Here is a 17,337-nt window from a genome sequence, read left to right on the forward strand (position 1 = left end):
TCCGCTTCTTCTTGCGCTTTCCGCTTGCCATGACCCGCCCGTCCGGCCGATCCTCGTGTGCACGCCGTTCGGGGGAGCGGTGGGAAGCAGGGGGCTGCTGTGTTACGAGTGCACTTCACCGGGCAGGACTTGGCGCGTACGAGGGTGGCGGAGGGCGCCGACCCGCTCTGGGAGACCGCGCTGAGCCTGCAGATCCTGCGGGAGGACCGCGGTGAGCCGGCGCTGGCCGCCTGGCGGCAGCACGCGGTGCGGCACGGCCCCGGGCCGCTGCGGACCCTGTTCCCGCTGGTGCCGCTGCGCGGCTACTTCCCGGACTTCCTCACGCCCTACGCGGCCCTGGAGGGCGTCGAACCGGGGCTGGAGGCGGTGATGCGCACCCCGCGCGCGCGGCTGCGCGCCGAGGTGGCGCTGCTGGCCGGGCACCGGGCGCTGCCGGGCGAGGCGCGCGGGATCGGGGAGGGCGAACCGGCCGCGCTGCGCCAACTGGCGCGCAGCCTGCGGACGTACCACCACCTGGCGGTCGCACCGGCCTGGCCGCGGATCGCCGGGCGGGTGGGCGCGGACCGGGCTTTGCGGGCGCACGCCCTGGCGCAGTCCGGGGCGGAGGCGATGCTGCGGACGTTCGGGCCGGCGATGCGCTGGCGGCCGCCGGTGCTGGAGGTGGCGTACCCGGTGGAGCGGGAGCTGTTCCTCCAGGGGCGTGGGCTGGTGTTCGTGCCCTCGTACTTCTGCCGGGGCGTGCCCATCGCGCTGGTGGACGACGCGCTGCCGCCGGTGCTGGTGTACCCGGCGGCGGAGCCGGAGGCGGCCGGGAATGCCGAAGGGCCCCGCTCCCGTGCGTACGGGGGCGGGGCCCTCGGGGATGTTCCGGCCCCGGCCGGCGTCCGGGCCGGGGCCCGGGCCGCCGTCCGGCGCTGAACGGTGCTAGAAGCGCCGGGTGATCAGCGCCCGCTTGACCTCCTGGATGGCCTTGGTGACCTCGATGCCGCGCGGGCAGGCCTCGGAGCAGTTGAACGTCGTCCGGCAGCGCCAGACGCCGTCCTTGTCGTTGAGGATCTCCAGGCGCTGCTCGCCGCCCTCGTCGCGCGAGTCGAAGATGAAGCGGTGCGCGTTGACGATCGCCGCCGGGCCGAAGTACTGGCCGTCGTTCCAGAACACCGGGCACGAGGACGTGCAGGCGGCGCACAGGATGCACTTGGTGGTGTCGTCGAAGCGCTCGCGGTCCTCGGCGGACTGCCGGCGCTCACGGGTCGGCTCGTTGCCGGTCGTGATCAGGAACGGCATCACGTCGCGGTACGCCTGGAAGAAGGGCTCCATGTCGACGACAAGGTCCTTCATCACGGTCAGGCCCTTTATGGCCTCGACGGTGATCGGCTTCTCCGGGTTGATGTCCTTGATCAGCGTCTTGCAGGCAAGCCGGTTGCGGCCGTTGATCCGCATGGCGTCCGAGCCGCAGATGCCGTGGGCGCAGGAGCGGCGGAAGGTCAGCGAACCGTCCAGCTCCCACTTGATCTTGTGGAGGGCGTCCAGGACGCGCTCCTTGGGGTCGATCTCCAGCTGGAAGTCCTGCCAGCTGGCCTCCTCGGAGACCTCCGGGTTGAACCGGCGGATCCGGAAGGTGACCGTGATGTAGGGGGAGTCGGCGAAACCGGGCTCGGGCGCGCCGGCCTCGTCCGCCTTTTCCAGGGTCGGGGTTGCCATCAGTACTTACGCTCCATCGGCTGGTAGCGGGTCTGCACGACCGGCTTGTAGTCGAGACGGATCGACTCGGTGCCGTCGTCGCCCACCTCGCGGTACGCCATGGTGTGCCGCATGAAGTTGACGTCGTCGCGGTTGGGGTAGTCCTCGCGGTAGTGACCGCCGCGGGACTCCTTGCGGGCCAGTGCGGACACGGCCATGACCTCGGCCAGGTCGAGCAGGTTGCCCAGCTCGATGGCCTCCAGCAGGTCGGTGTTGAACCGCTTGCCCTTGTCCTGGATGGACACGTTCAGGTACCGCTCGCGCAGCTCGCCGATCTTCTCGACCGCGGTCTTGATCGTCTGCTCGGTGCGGAACACCATCACGTTGGCGTCCATGGTCTCCTGCAGCTCCTTGCGGATCTCGGTGACCCGCTCGCTGCCGGTGGCGTTGCGCAGCCGCTCGACCTGCTCCTCGACCAGCTTCGCCGGGTCCTCGGGGAGCTCGACGAAGTCGGCGGTGGCCGAGTACTCCGCCGCCGCGATGCCGGCCCGGCGGCCGAAGACGTTGATGTCCAGCAGCGAGTTGGTGCCCAGACGGTTGGCGCCGTGCACGGAGACGCAGGCCACCTCGCCGGCCGCGTACAGGCCGGGGACGACGGTGGTGTTGTCGCTGAGGACCTCACCCTCGACGTTGGTCGGGATGCCGCCCATGGCGTAGTGCGCGGTCGGCTGGATCGGGATCGGGTCCGTGTAGGGCTCGATGCCGAGGTACGTCCGCGCGAACTCGGTGATGTCCGGGAGCTTGGCGTCCAGCTGCTCCGGCGGAAGGTGCGTCAGGTCGAGGTAGACGTGGTCGCCCTCGGGACCGCAGCCCCGGCCCTCGCGGATCTCGGTGTAGATGGAGCGCGAGACGACATCGCGGGACGCGAGGTCCTTCATGACCGGCGCGTACTTCTCCATGAAGCGCTCGCCGTCCTTGTTGCGGAGGATGCCGCCCTCACCGCGGGCGCCCTCCGTCAGCAGGATGCCCATGCGCCAGATGCCGGTCGGGTGGAACTGGAAGAACTCCATGTCCTCCAGCGGCAGCCCGCGGCGGTAGACGGCGGCCTGGCCGTCACCGGTCAGGGTGTGCGCGTTGGACGTCACCTTGAAGAACTTGCCGCAGCCGCCGGAGGCGTAGATGACGGCCTTCGCCTGGAAGACGTGGATCTCGCCGGTGGCGAGCTCGTAGGCCACCACACCGGCCGACTTCTTGACGCCGTCGACCTCGGTGATCAGCTGGTCCAGGACGTAGAACTCGTTGAAGAACTCCACGCCCTCCTTGACGCAGTTCTGGTACAGCGTCTGGAGGATCATGTGGCCGGTGCGGTCGGCCGCGTAGCAGGACCGGCGGACCGGGGCCTCACCGTGGTTGCGGGAGTGACCCCCGAAGCGGCGCTGGTCGATCGTGCCGTCCGGCGTGCGGTTGAACGGCAGGCCCATCTTCTCCAGGTCGAGGACCGAGTCGATGGCCTCCTTCGCCAGGATCTCGGCGGCGTCCTGGTCGACCAGGTAGTCACCGCCCTTGACCGTGTCGAAGGTGTGCCACTCCCAGTTGTCCTCCTCGACGTTCGCGAGGGCGGCGGCCATACCGCCCTGGGCGGCGCCGGTGTGGGAGCGGGTCGGGTAGAGCTTCGTCAGGACCGCGGTGCGGCTGCGCTTGGTCGCCTCGATGGCGGCGCGCATGCCCGCGCCGCCGGCGCCGACGATGACGGTGTCGTACTTGTGGATCTTCATGGTTCCAGTCAGCCCCGGCTTCAGGAGATGTTCGGGTCGAAGGTGAAGATCACCAGCGTGCCCAGAAGGACGGTGAACACCGTCGCGGTGTACAGCAGCATCTTCAGCCAGAAGCGGGTGTTGTCCCGCTGCGCGTAGTCGTTGATGACGGTGCGCAGGCCGTTGGCGCCGTGCAGCATGGCCAGCCACAGCATCAACAGGTCCCAGACCTGCCAGAACGGCGAGGCCCAGCGGCCGGCGACGAAGGCGAAGCCGATCTTGGAGACACCGCCGTCGAGCACGAGCTGGATCAGCAGGTGGCCCAGGACCAGGACGACCAGCACGATGCCGGACAGCCGCATGAACAGCCAGGCCTGCATCTCGAAGTTGCCCCGGGAGGCGCGGCCGGTCTTCTTGGTGCGCTTGCGCGGTGCCTCGATGACCGGAGCCGGGTTGTCCACGTCGTAGAGGCGGACGTCGTTCGCGGTGGCGCCTGCGGAAGTGGTTTCAGCGGACATCTCGCGTCAGCTCCCGAACAGCGTGCGCAGGGTGTGCTGCAGCACGGGGTAGAAGGCACCGGCCATCAGCACGACCCAGACGCCCACGACGGTCCACAGCATCTGCTTCTGGTACTTCGGGCCCTTCGACCAGAAGTCGACCAGGACGACCCGCAGGCCGTTGAGCGCGTGGAAGAGGATGGCGGCCACCAGGCCGTACTCCATCACATTGACGATCGGCGTCTTGTAGGTCGCGACGACGTTGTCGTAGGCGTCGGGGGAGACGCGTACGAGAGCGGTGTCGAGGACGTGTACGAACAGGAAGAAGAAGATGAGGACGCCGGTGACTCGGTGAGCCACCCAGGACCACATGCCTTCCCGGCCGCGGTACAGCGTTCCAGCCGGCACGGAAAAACCCTCCGGGAGCGGGGATTGGGGCGCCAGCCGGCTTCTCTGTCGGTCGGGCCCGGCCGGGTACGGTCCACCGGCCGCTCGTCATCGTATCGACGAGTTGTCGGTTCCTCGCGCGGGGGTCCTTAGGTGTGATCAAACAGGCACCAACGGGCTATCACACAAGGACGAACCTGGACTTCGCAGGGCATACGGCGTGATTGCTGCGAGCTCGGGCCCGCGCCGCGGCGGGCGCCGGCCTCAGGTCGCGAGGCGGCGCAGCCGGCCGTGGACCACCCGCCGGAGCTGCTCGGTGGTGACCGACCGCTCCTCGTCCGGGCCGTTGCCCAGCCGCATGCGGATGCCGAACAGGATCTGGTCGAGCGCCTCCTCCTCCCGGCAGCCGTCGAGGCAGATCACGAACGCATGACGGAAGCGCTGCTCGTATGCGGCGTATGCGGCATTCAGGGCGGTACGGGCGGCCGGTGCGCCGGGCCCATGGGTGCCGGCCGGGGGCCGCGGCGGGGACTCGGCGGCGAGCGCCTCGTCCAGACCGGCCACCGGGAGGCCGGCGAAGGCCCGGTCGGCGGCGGCGAGCAGGGCCTCCGGATCCGGGTACGGGCGCCGGTCGGCGAGCTGCCCGGCCCATTCGCGGCTGCCGCAGCAGTGCAGCAGCGCGGCCAGGGCGCCGTCCGGGTCCAGGGCGTTGAGGCGGCGCAGCCCCGTGCCGTCGGGGCGGGGTCGCGGCAGGGCGGCGGAGGGCACCTGGGAGGGTATGCCGCACCGCGCGGGCTGGGGGCGCAGCGTCGGCCGGGCGGCCGGGGTGTCACCGGACAGCGTGGGCTCCTCGGACGGATGCGATCGGAACGGTTCGACAGGTGCGGGGCGGGCGACTGACGGAAGCTGAGGGAAGCGGACCGACGCCGGGACGCGGAACGAAGCGGCGACGGGTGTGGCGGTGGTGCGTCGAACACGACACCCCGGCGGTATCCGGCGGTTCCAGGAGAGCCCTGGGAAAGGGGTGACGAACGAGAACGCCACGCTAACGACGCCTGTCGACAGCTGTCCGACGGATGCGCGAATTTCACCCGGAGGAGAGAGTTCCCGCGCATCCGGTGGACGACCGGCCCCGCACACCTGGCAATGCCTTCGCCCCGAAAAGTGAGGATTGCACGATGTCGAACCCGATGCGGCCGTCGCGCGCCGCGCTGCCGGCCGCGGCGCTCACCGGCGCGCTGCTGCTCGCCGGCTGCTCCCACTCCGCCGGCACCGAGTCCCCCGGCAGCACCAGCGCCAAGGTGAACCCCTCGGCCGCCGCGACCCCGAGCTGGGCGCCGGTCACCGGAACGCCACAGGTCATCCCGGCGGTACGGGAGTTCCACCGGGCCGAGGGGCGCGGCTGGCGCCCCTCCAAAGGGGCCCGGGTGGTGGTCCCGGCCGGCAAGCGGAGCAATGTCGCCGACGAGGCCGCGCTGATGGCCCGTGACCTGGGCGGCCTGACCGTCGTCTACGGCGACGAGCCGGTCCGCCCCGGCGACATCGAGGTGAAGCTCTCCGGCAAGAACGGCGGCAAACAGGGCAACAACCTGCCCGTCCAGGGCGCCGCCGACGAGGCCTACACCCTCACCGCCAAAGGCACCCGGCTCACTCTCACGGCCCCCACCGACGCCGGAATCTTCTACGCCACCCGCACGGTCAAGCAGGCCGTACACGCCGCCGGCGGGCTCCCCGAGGGCACCGTCCAGGACCGCCCGGACCGCCCGCAGCGCGGAATGTCGCTGGACAACGCCCGCAAGCCGTTCACCGAAGCGTGGATCGAGGCGCGGCTGCGGGAGATCGCCGACCTCAAGCTGAACCAGTTCCAGCTGCACTTCTCCGACGACCAGGGCTTCCGCATCCAGAGCGATACCCACCCCGAGGTGGTCTCCGCCGACCACCTCACCAAGGCCCAGGTCCGCCGGATCATCGCGCTCGCGCGCAGCCTGCACATCTCCGTCGCCCCGGAACTGGACTCGCCCGGCCACCTCGGCGCCGTGCTGGCCCACCACCAGGACCTGCTGCTGCACCGGGCGTCCGGCTCGGTGGTCCCGGGCGCGATCGACATCTCCAACCCCAAGGCCGGCCCGCTGATCGACTCGCTGCTGCGCGAGATGAGCCAGCTGTTCGCCAACCCCAAGGGCGCCCCCGCCTACTGGCACCTGGGCGGTGACGAGTACCAGGCGCTGATGTCGTCCTCGCCGTCCACCACGTACCCGCAGCTGGCCCGGGCCGCACGGCAGAAGTTCGGGAGCAACGGCACGATCGAGGACCTGGCCACCAGCTGGCTCAACGACCGGCAGAAGACCGTCGAGGGGCAGGGCAAGAACCGGATCGAGGCCTGGAACGACGGCTTCTTCTCCAGCCCCGCGATCAGCGCCGACAAGAACCGGACGGTCGCCTACTGGACCGGCAAGGAGATCGGCAAGCGTCCCCCCGAGGCCTTCCTGCGCGAGGGCCGCGACGTGCTGAACTTCAACGACGAATACCTCTACTACGTCCTCGGCCAGCCCAACCAGTTCACCTATCCCACCGGCGAGCGCATCTACCGGGACTGGACACCGAAGGTCATCCGCGGCACCCGGGCGGTGAACGTCCCCGCCTCCATGACCGGCCCGGACCGGATCCCCGGCGCGCGCTTCGCGATCTGGTGCGACCGTTCGCAGGCGCAGACCGCACCGCAGGTGGCCGCCGGAATCCGGATGCCGCTGGCGGCACTGGCGCAGAAGACCTGGGCCCCGGGGACACCGGCCCTGTCCTGGACGGCCTTCACAGCCCTGGCCAAAAAGGCCGGCTTGTCCGGTTGATGAGGAACGCGAGGGCCGAGCGGGCCGCCACCCGGTAAGAAACGGGTGAGAGAAAGAGCCGGCATCAGGCTCCGTGACGGCCTGGGTCCACGAGGACGGCCGGGGCCGCCACCCCCCGATACGGGCTGACGTTGCTCTCGACGGGGAGGGGGAATGCGGCATCAGGCTCCGTGACGGCCTGTCTATCCGGTACAGCGCCGGACGGCCCGAAAGCGTCACACGGGGTGCGGGCGGTGGTACGGCCAGTGGTCTGGACGCGGGCCCGGCCAGGCCCGTAACGTGCGCATCCGCGCCGGTGGGCGCACGGTCTCCCGTATTCCGGTCCCGTGCGGTCCGCGACCCGGCCCGGGTGCGGAGCGGGTGTGCGCACGGGTTACGGTCAGCAGGAACAGCGGGGTTACCGGGGGTTCTCCCGGAGCCCCGATCCACGGCGAAGCAAAGCACTGAAGCAGCAAGGACCGGGCGGCGGACATTCCACGTGCGACAGGATGGACCCGTGCGAGGGGACGACATTCAGCCGGACGACCGCCGGCTGACGGTGGCCGTACAGGCGGCGCAGGACGGCGACGAGGCAGCGTTCCGTACCGTCTACCGCGCCGTACACCCCCGACTTCTGGGGTATGTGCGGACGTTGGTGAGCGAAGCGGACGTAGAGGACGTCACCTCCGAGGCCTGGCTGCAGATAACCCGCGACCTCGCCCGCTTCAGCGGTGACGCCGACCGCTTCCGCGGCTGGGCCGCCCGGATCGCCCGCAACCGCGCCCTGGACCACATCCGGATGCGCGGCCGGCGCCCGGCGATCGGCGGCGACGAGAGCGAACTGGCCGACACCCCGGCGACGTCCGACACCGCCGGTGAGGCCCTGGAGGCCCTCGGCACCGGCCGCACCATGCAGCTGATATCCCGGCTGCCGCAGGACCAGGCCGAGGCCGTGGTGCTCCGGGTGGTGGTCGGGCTCGACGCCAAGAGCGCGGCCGAGGTGCTCGGCAAACGGCCCGGTGCGGTACGCACCGCCGCACACCGCGGACTCCGGAAGCTCGCCGAACTGATCGGCGACCCGCAGGGCGCCGGGGACCACGTCCCCGAGCAGCAGCGCGCCGGGGACGTGGCGGATTCCCGCCTACGGGGTGTGACGGAATCGGCCGCACGAACGCAGAAGGACATGTGATGGCCGACGATCGGTACGACTGGCTCGACAAGGACACTGCGGAGCGACTGCTGCGTGGTGAACGGGTCAGTTCCCCGTACGACGCCGGCGCACAGGAACTCGAACAGCTGCTGGCGGCCGCCGCCGCGGTCGGCGCGCGGGCACCCGAGGCCGCGCCGCTGCCCGGCGAAGAGGACGCCGTCGCCGCGTTCCGCCGGGCCGTTCCGCGCGGCTCCGGCGCCCGTTCGGCGCGCCGCGGCTCCGAAGCCGCCGTACCGACGGTCCACACCGCCGCCGTTGCCGAACGCACCCGGTTCGCCCGCCCCTTCCGGCGCGGCTTCGCCGTCGCGCTCGCGGCCTGCGCCATCGGCGGGGTCGCCGTCGCGGCCGGGGCGGGAGTCCTGCCCGGCCCTTTCCGCGGCGGCGGGGACCCCGGACCGGGGGCCAGTGCCTCCTCCGCCAAGACGCCGGGACAGCTGGCCACCACTGAGCCCGGCGAGGCCCAGACCGACGGCACCACGGGCAGCACGCCCGACGCCACGCACGGCGGGACGTCCACCGCGCCCTCCGACACCGCGACGCCCGGGGCCAGTCCCGGCGCGACCGGGGTGCCGGGCAGCGGTACGCCCGGCCGCCACGGCGACCAGGGCGGCAAGAACACCGACCCCGGCCGCGGCGCCAAGAAGAAACTTCTGCTCACTCTCTGTCAGGAGTACGAGTCCGGAAATCGGGACCGCATGGACCGCGACAAGCGGCAGCGCCTCGAACGCCGGGCCGGCGGCGCGGACAACGTACACACCTTCTGCCGTGCCTACCTGGCGCGCTATCAGCCCGGTGGCGGCTCGGGTGACAACGATGGCGTGGTCGGCAATCTCACCGGCGGCACCGGGACCACCGGCAGCACCGGCCAGACCGGTGGCTCCGCCGGCTCCGGCGACGAGGAGGGCGACCAGCCCGCCCAGTCGCCCAGCGCCTCCACCCCCGCCCCCACGCCCTCCGCGACCAGCACGGATCCCGCCGGGGCGACCCCGGGCACCACGGCCTCCGGCCGGGTGTGACGTTTTTTGAGCCGGTGACGCAGTACTGAGTGAAGCCGACTGGTCATCGGCTGCGCGAGAGCCGGGGTTCCCCCCGTACCCACGGCTCAGCGCATTTGGCGCGGGCGGGGCACGTTCCCCCGGCCCTGCCCGCGCCCTTCTCCCTCTTCTCGGCCTTCTCTCCCTGGTGGTCCACCCCTAGTGGTAGACGACCACCTTGGTCCCCTTGTGCACCGCCGCGAACAGCGATGCGATCTTGTCCTTGTCCCGGACGTTGACGCAGCCGTGCGAGGCGCCGCGGTAGCCGCGGGCCGCGAAGTCCGCGGAGTAGTGCACCGCCTGGCCGCCGCTGAAGAACATCGCGTACGGCATGGCCGTGTGATACAGCGTCGAGACGTGGCGCCGGCTCTTGAAGGCGATGGCGAAGGTGCCTTCCCGGGTCGGGGTGTACTGCGAGCCGAACCGGACGTCCATCGCGGACACCACCCGCCCGTCGACCACCCAGGCCAGGGTGTTGCTCCGCTTGCTGATGCAGATCACCCGGCCCCGCAGACAGCGCGGATCCGGTACGCCGACCGGCCTGGTAGTCGGCGGGTAGAGCTCCGTCCGCGACGGCTCACGGGTCCGGGCCCGCAGCGCACGCCACGCCGTGGGCCGCATCGTCCCCGTACGCGGCAGCCCCTGGTGCTTCTGGAACGCGCGGACCGCGGTGGCGGTGACCGAGGCGTAGTAGCCCGTCGGGGCGCGGTTGAACAGACCCAGCTGGGTCAATCGCGCCTGGAGTTCGCGGACCTGCGCGCCGCGCGAGCCCACCGCCATCACCGCGCGCGGGGCCCGCGGCGCCGGATGCCCGGTGCGGTGCGGGCGCGCGGGAGCGGTGGGCCGGGCGGGCGCGGGGCGGGCGGTCAGCGGCGGGGGAGCGGGGGTGGTCGGGGCGTAGCGGACGCCCTTGCTGTCCGGCGCGCCGGTCCTCGTCACCGTCACCGGCCGGCAGCCCACCGCGAGCGCCGCCACCACCAGCACCGCGGCCGCCACCGGCGCCGTACCTCTTCCGCTGCTCCGCCTCATGCGCTACCCCCGGATCTGGGCGGCCCGACCGGCCAGTGGAGATGCTTCCCAGCGCTGCGGCGTGGCGAACCTGCGGGCATGCTGTGAGCAAGGCGTAAAACCGTGACGACGGTGCATCGACCGTCGGAAAAGGACCACCGGATCGCGGTTACCCAGGCGGAGGCGTACTTTTATGGCGCAGGAACCGGGCAGTGTGCGGCACAACGAGAGCGGTCTGCCCGTCGAGCCGGTGTACGGGCCGGAGGCGCTGGCCGGCTGGGACCCCGAACGCCGTCTCGGTGCGCCCGGCAGCTACCCCTACACCCGCGGCATCCACCCGACGATGTACGCCGGACGGCCCTGGACCATGCGCCAGTACGCGGGCTTCGGCACCGCCCGGGAGTCCAACGCCCGCTACCGGCAGCTGATCGCCCACGGCACCACCGGCCTGTCGGTCGCCTTCGACCTGCCGACCCAGATGGGCCACGACTCCGACACCCCGATCGCCTCCGGGGAGGTCGGCAAGGTCGGAGTGGCCATCGACTCCGTCGAGGACATGCGGGTGCTGTTCGGCGGCATCCCGCTGGACAAGGTCTCCACGTCCATGACGATCAACGCCCCCGCGGCGCTGCTGCTGCTCCTCTACCAACTGGTGGGCGAGGAGGAAGGGGTGCCGCCCGGCCACCTCACCGGCACGGTCCAGAACGACATCCTGAAGGAGTACATCGCCCGCGGCACCTACATCTTCCCGCCGGTGCCCTCGCTGCGACTGGTCTCGGACCTCTTCCAGTACTGCCGTACCGAGATCCCCCGCTGGAACACCATCTCGATCTCCGGCTACCACATGGCGGAGGCCGGCGCCTCCCCCACGCAGGAGATCGCCTTCACCCTCGCCAACGGCATCGAGTACGTCCGGACCGCGCTCGCCGCCGGCATGGACGTCGACGACTTCGCCCCCCGGTTGTCCTTCTTCTTCGTCTCCCGCACCACCCTCCTCGAAGAGGTCGCGAAATTCCGTGCCGCGCGCCGCATCTGGGCCCGCGTCATGCGTGAGGAATTCGGGGCGCGCAACCCCAAGTCCCTCATGCTGCGCTTCCACACCCAGACGGCCGGTGTGCAACTCGCCGCCCAGCAGCCGGAGGTGAACCTCGCCCGGGTCACCGTCCAGGCCCTGGCCGCGGTGCTCGGCGGCACCCAGTCGCTGCACACCAACTCCTTCGACGAGGCGATCGCCCTGCCGACGGACAAGGCGGCCCGGCTCGCCCTGCGGACCCAGCAGGTGCTGGCCCACGAGACCGATGTGACCGCCACCGTCGACCCGTTCGCCGGCTCCTACGCGGTCGAGTCGATGACCGACGACGTGGAGGAGGCGGCCCTCGCGCTGATGCGGCGGGTCGAGGAGATGGGCGGCGCGGTCGCCGCCATCGAACACGGCTTCCAGAAGGAAGAGATCGAGCGCAACGCGTACCGCATCGCGCAGGAAACGGACGCGGGTGACCGGGTCGTCGTCGGCGTCAACCGCTTCCTCCTCGACGAGGAGGAGCCGTACGAGCCGCTGCGCGTCGACCCCGCGATCGAGGCCCAGCAGGTCGAACGCCTCGCGCAGTTGCGTGCCCGCCGCGACCACCGCGCCGTGACCGCCGCCCTCGACACCCTCCGCAAGACTGCGGAGTCCCCGGACAACGTCCTCCCCCCGATGCGGGGTGCGCTTCGCGCACGGGCGACGGTGGGCGAGGTGTGCGACGCGCTGCGGTCCGTGTGGGGGATGTATGTGCCCCCACACGGGCTTTAGCTTTGCGGCGCCCCCGCACGTACCTGTCTTTCCCGCCGCGGTGGTTTCTCGCTGTTGCGCCTGCGGCGGGCTGGGTGGGTGTCGGGTGCGGTGACGGGCCTCCGGGCCGTCCCCTCCCGTGGGGGGAAGGGTGTGGGTGGGAGGGGGTGGACCGTCGTGGGCGAGTGCGGGGGGAACAATGGACGCATGTCCAGTCCGCGTCGTGCGTGCCCCGTCTGTACTCGAGAGATCGCCGTTGTCGGCGGCCGCTTTGCCCGGCATGACCCGCCGGGGCGGCGGACGGGGCTGGAGCTGATCTCCTGTCCGGGGTCGCGGCGGATCGCCCCGTTGATGGCCCCCGCCGAGCGGCTCTTCGACCCCGAGGAGCCGCCGTTCCCGGGCCAGCAGCCGCTGTTCTGACGCGCACCCCCACCGGCCTTTTCCCTGTCCCCCAACGGGAGGGGCTGGACCGGAGGACGAAGTCTGGAGGGCCGGCACCGCACCCGACAACCACCAGCCCGCCGCAGGCGCAACGGAGAACAACACCCCGCGGCGGGACGGCCGAGTACGTGGGAGGCGCCGCAAAGCGCGCAACCGCGAGCACGCCCCGCGGCGGGACGGCCGAGTACGTGGGAGGGCCAACTAGGGGGCCAGGACGTCCAGTTCGGCCATCGCGCCGGCCGTGATCTCGCGGGTCAGCCGCTCCGCGGCCCCCGCGTCGCCCGTGCGGACCGCCTCTGCGACCTGGACGTGGAGGGTGACCGCGGCCGGGTCGGGGTCGGTGAACATGACGTGGTGGTGGGTGCGGCCGGTCAGGACGGCCGCGACGACGTCCGCGAGGCGGGCGAACATCTCGTTGCCGGAGGCGGCGAGGATCACGCGGTGGAAGGCCACGTCGTGGACCAGGTACGCGTCGAGCTGCTGGCCGCGTGAGGTGGCGACCATGCCCATCGCGTGTTCGGTGAGTTCGGCGCACTGGGTGGGCGTGGCGTGCCGGGCGGCGAGTCCGGCGGCGACCGGTTCGACGGCCGAGCGCAGGACGGTCAGCGAGCGCAGCTGGCGGGGGCGGTCCCGGCCGGTCAGCCGCCAGCCGATGACCCGCGGGTCGTAGACGTTCCACTCCTCGGTGGGGCGGACGGTCACCCCCACCCGGCGCCGGGAGGCGACCAACTGCATGGATTCCAGGACCCGGATCGCCTCGCGGATGACCGTGCGCGAGACGTCGAAGCGCTGCGCCAGCTCGTCGGTGCGCAGGACCGTGCCCGGAGGGTGGTCGCCCGCGGTGATCTCGGGCCCGAGGGCCTCCAGCACGCGGCCGTGCAGGCCCTTCCCCTCGTTCTCCATGGAGTAAGCGTACGTTCCCGCATCCCGGGCAATTAAGTATGACGTTTACATCACAGGCTCTTGAATACGTCGTACCTAATGGGTTTCAGTGGGGGCGCACGGGGTCAAGGAAGACAGCGAGGTAACCCGGGATGAGCACTCCCGACGCCGCCCCTGGCGTCATCGTCGTGATGGGCGTGGCCGGCACCGGCAAGACCACCATCGGCCCGCTGGTGGCCGCCGAACTGGGCGTCCCGTACGCCGAGGGCGACGATTTCCATCCCCCGGCCAACATCGCCAAGATGACGGCCGGCGTCCCGCTGGACGACGCCGACCGCGGCCCCTGGCTGGATGCGATCGGCGCCTGGGCGCACGACCGTGCCGGGCGGGGTGGCGTGGTCAGCAGCTCGGCTCTGAAGCGGGCCTACCGGGACCGGCTGCGGGCCGCCGCCCCGGGCCTCGTCTTCCTGCACCTGACCGGTGACCGCGCGCTGATCCAGGCGCGGATGGCCGAGCGCCAGGGCCACTTCATGCCGACCGCGCTGCTGGACTCGCAGTTCGCCACGCTCGAACCCCTCGGGCCGGACGAGGCGGGCGTCGCGGTCGACGTCGCCGGCACCCCGCAGCAGATCGCCGGGCGGGCGGTGGCCGCACTGCGTGCGCTGGCCGCATCCGCCGGGTAACCCCTTCTCCCCCACCCGTCCACCCAAGTCCTCCCTCCCGTCCAACCAAGGGAAGCGCCGTGACACATCTCAGCGTCGAGATGCTCGCAGCGGACGCGACCGTGCCGATCACCTCGGCCGGTCACGCCCAGCTGGGCATCGCCGTCCTGGCCGGCATCGCCGTCATCGTCCTGCTCATCACCAAGTTCAAGCTGCACGCCTTCCTGTCGCTGATCATCGGCTCGCTGGTGCTCGGGGCGGTGGCCGGGGCGCCGCTCGACAAGGCCATCGCCAGCTTCTCGACGGGGCTGGGGACGACGGTCGCCGGGACCGGGGTGCTGATCGCGCTGGGCGCGATCCTCGGCCGGCTGCTCGCCGACTCCGGCGGCGCGGACCAGATCGTCGACACGATCCTGGCGCGGTCGAGCGGGCGGGCGATGCCCTGGGCGATGGTGCTGATCGCCGGGATAGTCGGGCTGCCGATCTTCTTCGAGGTCGGCATCGTGCTGCTGATCCCGGTGGTCCTGCTGGTCGCCAAGCGCGGCAACTTCTCGCTGATGCGGATCGGCATCCCGGCGCTGGCCGGACTGTCCGTCATGCACGGGCTGATCCCGCCGCACCCCGGCCCGCTGGTGGCGATCGACGCGGTCGGCGCGAACCTCGGCATCACCCTGGCGCTCGGCGTGGTCGTCGCCGTGCCGACCGCGATCATCGCGGGCCCGGTCTTCTCGCGTTACGCGGCCCGCTGGGTGGATGTCCGCCCGCCGGAGAAGATGGTGCCCGAGCGGGCTTCCGCCGATCTGGAGAAGCGGCCCGGGTTCGGGATCACCGTCGCCACCGTGCTGCTGCCGGTCGTGATGATGCTGGTCAAGGCGCTGGTGGACGTCGTCGTCGACGATCCGGAGGCCGCTGTGCAGCAGGTCTTCGACGTGGTCGGGTCGCCGCTGATCGCGCTGCTGACCGCGGTGATCGTCGCGATGTTCACGCTCGGCCGGGCGGCCGGTTTCAGCCGCGGGCGGACCGCGGCCACCGTGGAGAAGTCGCTCGCCCCGATCGCCGGCGTGGTGCTGATCGTGGGCGCGGGCGGCGGCTTCAAGCAGACGCTGGTGGACTGCGGTGTGGGCCAGATGATCCTGGACGTCTCCAAGGGCTGGCACATCTCCACGCTGCTGCTGGCCTGGCTGATCGCGGTCGCCATCCGGCTCGCGACCGGCTCGGCGACGGTGGCCACCATCTCGGCCGCCGGTCTGGTGGCCCCGCTCGCCGCGGACATGAGCACCACTCATGTGGCGCTGCTGGTCCTGGCGATCGGCTGCGGCTCGCTGTTCTTCAGCCATGTCAACGACGCCGGCTTCTGGCTGGTCAAGGAGTACTTCGGGATGAGCGTCGGCCAGACGCTGAAGACCTGGTCGGTGATGGAGACGCTGATCTCGGTGGTCGGCATCGGGTGCGTGCTGTTGCTCTCCCTGGTCGTGTAGTCCCTCTTCGACGGACCTTCCGGGCGGCTCCCCGCCGCCCCGGGCGCCTCAACCCCCCTCAGGCGCCCGTTCCCCTCGGCGCGAGGCCGTACGGCGGAGTTCCCGCTCGTACGGCCTCGCGCGCTTGTGGAACCGCAGGTCAGGCGGCCGGCTGCGGGGCGGGTGCGCCGGTGTACGCGGCCAGGGCTTCGTTCACCGCGGTGGTGGCGCCGGTGGCCGGGGCGGCGAGGGCGAGGTAGCCGTCCGGGCGGACGAGGAGGACGGCGGGGTCGTCCCCGTAGGCGGCGCGGAGGTGGCCGTCGGTGTCGATCAGGTCGGGGTCCGGGCCGCCGGCGCGGACGATCCGCAGCAGGGCCGGGTCGGCGGGCAGCGCGGCGGCGTCGAGGTCGGTGTCGCCGAGGACGAGCAGGGTGAAGTGCGGGCCCTGGTAGGCCTCGAAGAGCCGGACGGCCTTCCCGTCGGGGGTGTGGCAGGGGGCGTCGGGCGCCCGGTCGCCGGCCCGTAGTGCGTCCTCGGGCAGACCGGTCCGCAGCTCCCGGGTCAGCGGGCTGTCCGGGTAGCCGATGTCGAGCTGGTGCAGATCGCGGCCGCGGCGCAGCGAACGTGAGCGGTGCAGCCGGGTGCTGGTGTCGAGGATGCGCTCGGCGATCGGGCGGCGCTCGGCCTCGTAGCTGTCGAGCAGGGTGTCGGGCGCGCCGTACCGCAGGACCAGGCCGAGCTTCCAGCCGAGGTTGTAGCCGTCCTGGACGCTGGTGTTCAGGCCCTGGCCGCCGGCCGGTGAGTGGATGTGCGCGGCGTCGCCGGCGAGGAAGACCCGGCCGGTGCGGAAGGTGTCGGCCAGGCCGACCTTGGGCCGGAAGACGGAGGTCCAGACGACGTCGGTGACCTGCTCGGCGGTGAGGTGGGTCTGCGCCGCGATCGCCGCCCGGACCCCCTCGGCCGAGGTGTCCGGGTCCTCGGTGGAGGACCAGATCATGCCCTGGAAGAGGTCGGTGCCGGCGAGGGGGAGCAGGGCGGCGAAACCGCCCTGGGGCGCTTCCCAGCGGTGCCAGTGGTCGCGGTCCAGGCCGCTGATCCGGACGTCGGCGAGCAGCGCGGCGCCCGGCCCCGCTTCCAGTGCGCCCGTCCCGCTCATCCTGGTGCCGAGCGCCCGGCGGACGGTGCTGCGCCCGCCGTCGGCGGCGACCAGGTAGGCGGCACGCACGGCGTGCGGTGTGCCGCCGGCGGTGACGAGACGGGCCGTCACCCCGTCCGCGTCCTGGGTGAAGTCGGTGAGTTCGGTGGAGAACAGGACGCTGCCGCCGAGCTCGGTGAGCCGTTCGTGGAGCAGCTCCACGTTGCGGAACTGGGGCACCATCATCGTGTTCGAGTGCGGCGCGGCGGGCGTCGGATCGACCCGCTCGATCATCACCTCGGTGCCGATGATCCGGCCGTCCTTCCAGCGGGCGGTGACCGGGTAGTCGCCGCCGGCCGCGCGGATCGCGTTCAGCACCCCGAGGTCTTCGTAGACCTCCTGGGTGCGCGGCTGCAGGCCGTTGCCGCGGGCGCCGGGGGAGAGGCGGTCCTGGCGCTCGACGATCAGGGCGCGCACGCCGCGGCGGGCCAGGTCGATGCCCAGCGCGAGGCCGGTCGGGCCCGCTCCGGCGATCAGTACGTCGACGGCCGCGGGAAGGGTGTCCGGCTGACCGCTCATGTCCTTAACGTTGTT

The 17,337-nt window shown here is 71.7% G+C and carries 16 protein-coding genes; 8 read left to right on the top strand and 8 right to left on the bottom strand.

Annotated features, from left to right (window positions below; all coding sequences use genetic code 11):
• The first annotated feature begins 99 nt into the window (after positions 1-99).
• Positions 100-918: a hypothetical protein gene (locus IG62_RS0133280; protein ID WP_234326846.1), complete on the top strand. Its 819-nt coding sequence runs from the start codon at positions 100-102 to the stop codon at positions 916-918.
• A 6-nt stretch (positions 919-924) separates the two neighbouring features.
• Here IG62_RS0133280 and IG62_RS0133285 read toward each other — a convergent pair whose 3' ends face one another.
• From IG62_RS0133285 to IG62_RS0133305, 5 genes are all read right to left on the bottom strand, one after another.
• Positions 925-1,701 carry a succinate dehydrogenase iron-sulfur subunit gene (locus IG62_RS0133285; RefSeq protein WP_030812091.1) on the bottom strand — a complete coding sequence of 259 codons (777 nt, stop codon included), beginning with the start codon at positions 1,699-1,701 and terminating at the stop codon, positions 925-927.
• Complete coding sequence (gene sdhA, locus IG62_RS0133290) at positions 1,701-3,455, bottom strand: succinate dehydrogenase flavoprotein subunit (RefSeq protein WP_030812094.1); 1,755 nt, start codon at positions 3,453-3,455, stop codon at positions 1,701-1,703. Before sdhA ends, IG62_RS0133285 begins: the two co-directional genes overlap by 1 nt.
• A gap of 20 nt (positions 3,456-3,475) precedes the next feature.
• On the bottom strand, positions 3,476-3,952 hold the full coding sequence (locus tag IG62_RS0133295; protein ID WP_030812097.1) for a succinate dehydrogenase hydrophobic membrane anchor subunit: 477 nt from the start codon (positions 3,950-3,952) through the stop codon (positions 3,476-3,478).
• Positions 3,953-3,958: 6 nt separating this feature from the next.
• Positions 3,959-4,339 (bottom strand): succinate dehydrogenase, cytochrome b556 subunit, encoded by a 381-nt coding sequence (gene sdhC / locus IG62_RS0133300; protein ID WP_030416515.1) that lies wholly within the window; start codon positions 4,337-4,339, stop codon positions 3,959-3,961.
• A 243-nt stretch (positions 4,340-4,582) separates the two neighbouring features.
• Complete coding sequence (locus IG62_RS0133305) at positions 4,583-5,086, bottom strand: 2-oxo-4-hydroxy-4-carboxy-5-ureidoimidazoline decarboxylase (protein ID WP_234326847.1); 504 nt, start codon at positions 5,084-5,086, stop codon at positions 4,583-4,585.
• A gap of 410 nt (positions 5,087-5,496) precedes the next feature.
• Here IG62_RS0133305 and IG62_RS0133310 point away from each other — a divergent pair, with 410 nt between their 5' ends.
• The 3 genes from IG62_RS0133310 to IG62_RS0133320 all read left to right on the top strand — a co-directional run bounded on the left by IG62_RS0133310 (position 5,497) and on the right by IG62_RS0133320 (position 9,369).
• Positions 5,497-7,164, top strand: a complete 1,668-nt coding sequence (locus tag IG62_RS0133310; RefSeq protein ID WP_051798962.1) for a beta-N-acetylhexosaminidase — start codon at positions 5,497-5,499, stop codon at positions 7,162-7,164.
• 496 nt (positions 7,165-7,660) lie between these two features.
• A complete protein-coding gene (locus tag IG62_RS0133315; RefSeq protein ID WP_030812105.1) occupies positions 7,661-8,332 on the top strand; it encodes an RNA polymerase sigma factor in 672 nt (223 codons plus the stop codon).
• A complete protein-coding gene (locus tag IG62_RS0133320; protein WP_030812107.1) occupies positions 8,332-9,369 on the top strand; it encodes a hypothetical protein in 1,038 nt (345 codons plus the stop codon). Before IG62_RS0133315 ends, IG62_RS0133320 begins: the two co-directional genes overlap by 1 nt.
• Before the next feature lie 177 nt (positions 9,370-9,546).
• On the opposite strand, the gene IG62_RS0133325 is transcribed toward IG62_RS0133320, so the two are convergent.
• Positions 9,547-10,416 (bottom strand): L,D-transpeptidase family protein, encoded by an 870-nt coding sequence (locus IG62_RS0133325; RefSeq protein WP_030812109.1) that lies wholly within the window; start codon positions 10,414-10,416, stop codon positions 9,547-9,549.
• Positions 10,417-10,588: 172 nt separating this feature from the next.
• Here IG62_RS0133325 and IG62_RS0133330 point away from each other — a divergent pair, with 172 nt between their 5' ends.
• Together IG62_RS0133330 and IG62_RS0133335 are read left to right on the top strand one after the other, a co-directional pair.
• A complete protein-coding gene (locus tag IG62_RS0133330) occupies positions 10,589-12,187 on the top strand; it encodes an acyl-CoA mutase large subunit family protein (RefSeq protein ID WP_030812112.1) in 1,599 nt (532 codons plus the stop codon).
• 186 nt (positions 12,188-12,373) lie between these two features.
• Positions 12,374-12,586 (top strand): hypothetical protein, encoded by a 213-nt coding sequence (locus IG62_RS0133335; protein WP_030416522.1) that lies wholly within the window; start codon positions 12,374-12,376, stop codon positions 12,584-12,586.
• A gap of 222 nt (positions 12,587-12,808) precedes the next feature.
• On the opposite strand, the gene IG62_RS0133340 is transcribed toward IG62_RS0133335, so the two are convergent.
• A complete protein-coding gene (locus IG62_RS0133340) occupies positions 12,809-13,510 on the bottom strand; it encodes a FadR/GntR family transcriptional regulator (protein ID WP_030812114.1) in 702 nt (233 codons plus the stop codon).
• A gap of 131 nt (positions 13,511-13,641) precedes the next feature.
• Between IG62_RS0133340 and IG62_RS0133345 the strand changes: the two genes are divergently transcribed.
• Together IG62_RS0133345 and IG62_RS0133350 are read left to right on the top strand one after the other, a co-directional pair.
• A complete protein-coding gene (locus IG62_RS0133345; protein WP_030812117.1) occupies positions 13,642-14,172 on the top strand; it encodes a gluconokinase in 531 nt (176 codons plus the stop codon).
• Positions 14,173-14,231: 59 nt separating this feature from the next.
• Positions 14,232-15,629 (top strand): gluconate:H+ symporter, encoded by a 1,398-nt coding sequence (locus tag IG62_RS0133350; protein ID WP_030812119.1) that lies wholly within the window; start codon positions 14,232-14,234, stop codon positions 15,627-15,629.
• Positions 15,630-15,768: 139 nt separating this feature from the next.
• Here the strand turns inward: IG62_RS0133350 and IG62_RS0133355 are convergent, their stop codons facing one another.
• The gene (locus IG62_RS0133355; RefSeq protein WP_030812122.1) at positions 15,769-17,322 is read right to left on the bottom strand and encodes an FAD-dependent monooxygenase; all 1,554 of its coding nucleotides are present in this window, start codon (positions 17,320-17,322) and stop codon (positions 15,769-15,771) included.
• Between the last annotated feature and the right edge of the window lie 15 nt (positions 17,323-17,337).

It is taken from the genome of Streptomyces sp. NRRL S-337 (genome assembly GCF_000720175.1).
GTDB lineage: Bacteria > Actinomycetota > Actinomycetes > Streptomycetales > Streptomycetaceae > Streptomyces > Streptomyces siderophoricus.

What these genes read in the sequence shown, in the direction of transcription:
- IG62_RS0133285 (WP_030812091.1), bottom strand. Translation starts at nt 1,701, where the DNA reads ATGGCAACCCCGACCCTGGAAAAGGCGGACGAGGCCGGCGCGCCCGAG.
- sdhA (WP_030812094.1), bottom strand. Translation starts at nt 3,455, where the DNA reads ATGAAGATCCACAAGTACGACACCGTCATCGTCGGCGCCGGCGGCGCG.
- IG62_RS0133295 (WP_030812097.1), bottom strand. Translation starts at nt 3,952, where the DNA reads ATGTCCGCTGAAACCACTTCCGCAGGCGCCACCGCGAACGACGTCCGC.
- IG62_RS0133310 (WP_051798962.1), top strand. Translation starts at nt 5,497, where the DNA reads ATGTCGAACCCGATGCGGCCGTCGCGCGCCGCGCTGCCGGCCGCGGCG.
- IG62_RS0133320 (WP_030812107.1), top strand. Translation starts at nt 8,332, where the DNA reads ATGGCCGACGATCGGTACGACTGGCTCGACAAGGACACTGCGGAGCGA.
- IG62_RS0133325 (WP_030812109.1), bottom strand. Translation starts at nt 10,416, where the DNA reads ATGAGGCGGAGCAGCGGAAGAGGTACGGCGCCGGTGGCGGCCGCGGTG.
- IG62_RS0133330 (WP_030812112.1), top strand. Translation starts at nt 10,589, where the DNA reads ATGGCGCAGGAACCGGGCAGTGTGCGGCACAACGAGAGCGGTCTGCCC.
- IG62_RS0133335 (WP_030416522.1), top strand. Translation starts at nt 12,374, where the DNA reads ATGTCCAGTCCGCGTCGTGCGTGCCCCGTCTGTACTCGAGAGATCGCC.
- IG62_RS0133340 (WP_030812114.1), bottom strand. Translation starts at nt 13,510, where the DNA reads ATGGAGAACGAGGGGAAGGGCCTGCACGGCCGCGTGCTGGAGGCCCTC.
- IG62_RS0133345 (WP_030812117.1), top strand. Translation starts at nt 13,642, where the DNA reads ATGAGCACTCCCGACGCCGCCCCTGGCGTCATCGTCGTGATGGGCGTG.
- IG62_RS0133355 (WP_030812122.1), bottom strand. Translation starts at nt 17,322, where the DNA reads ATGAGCGGTCAGCCGGACACCCTTCCCGCGGCCGTCGACGTACTGATC.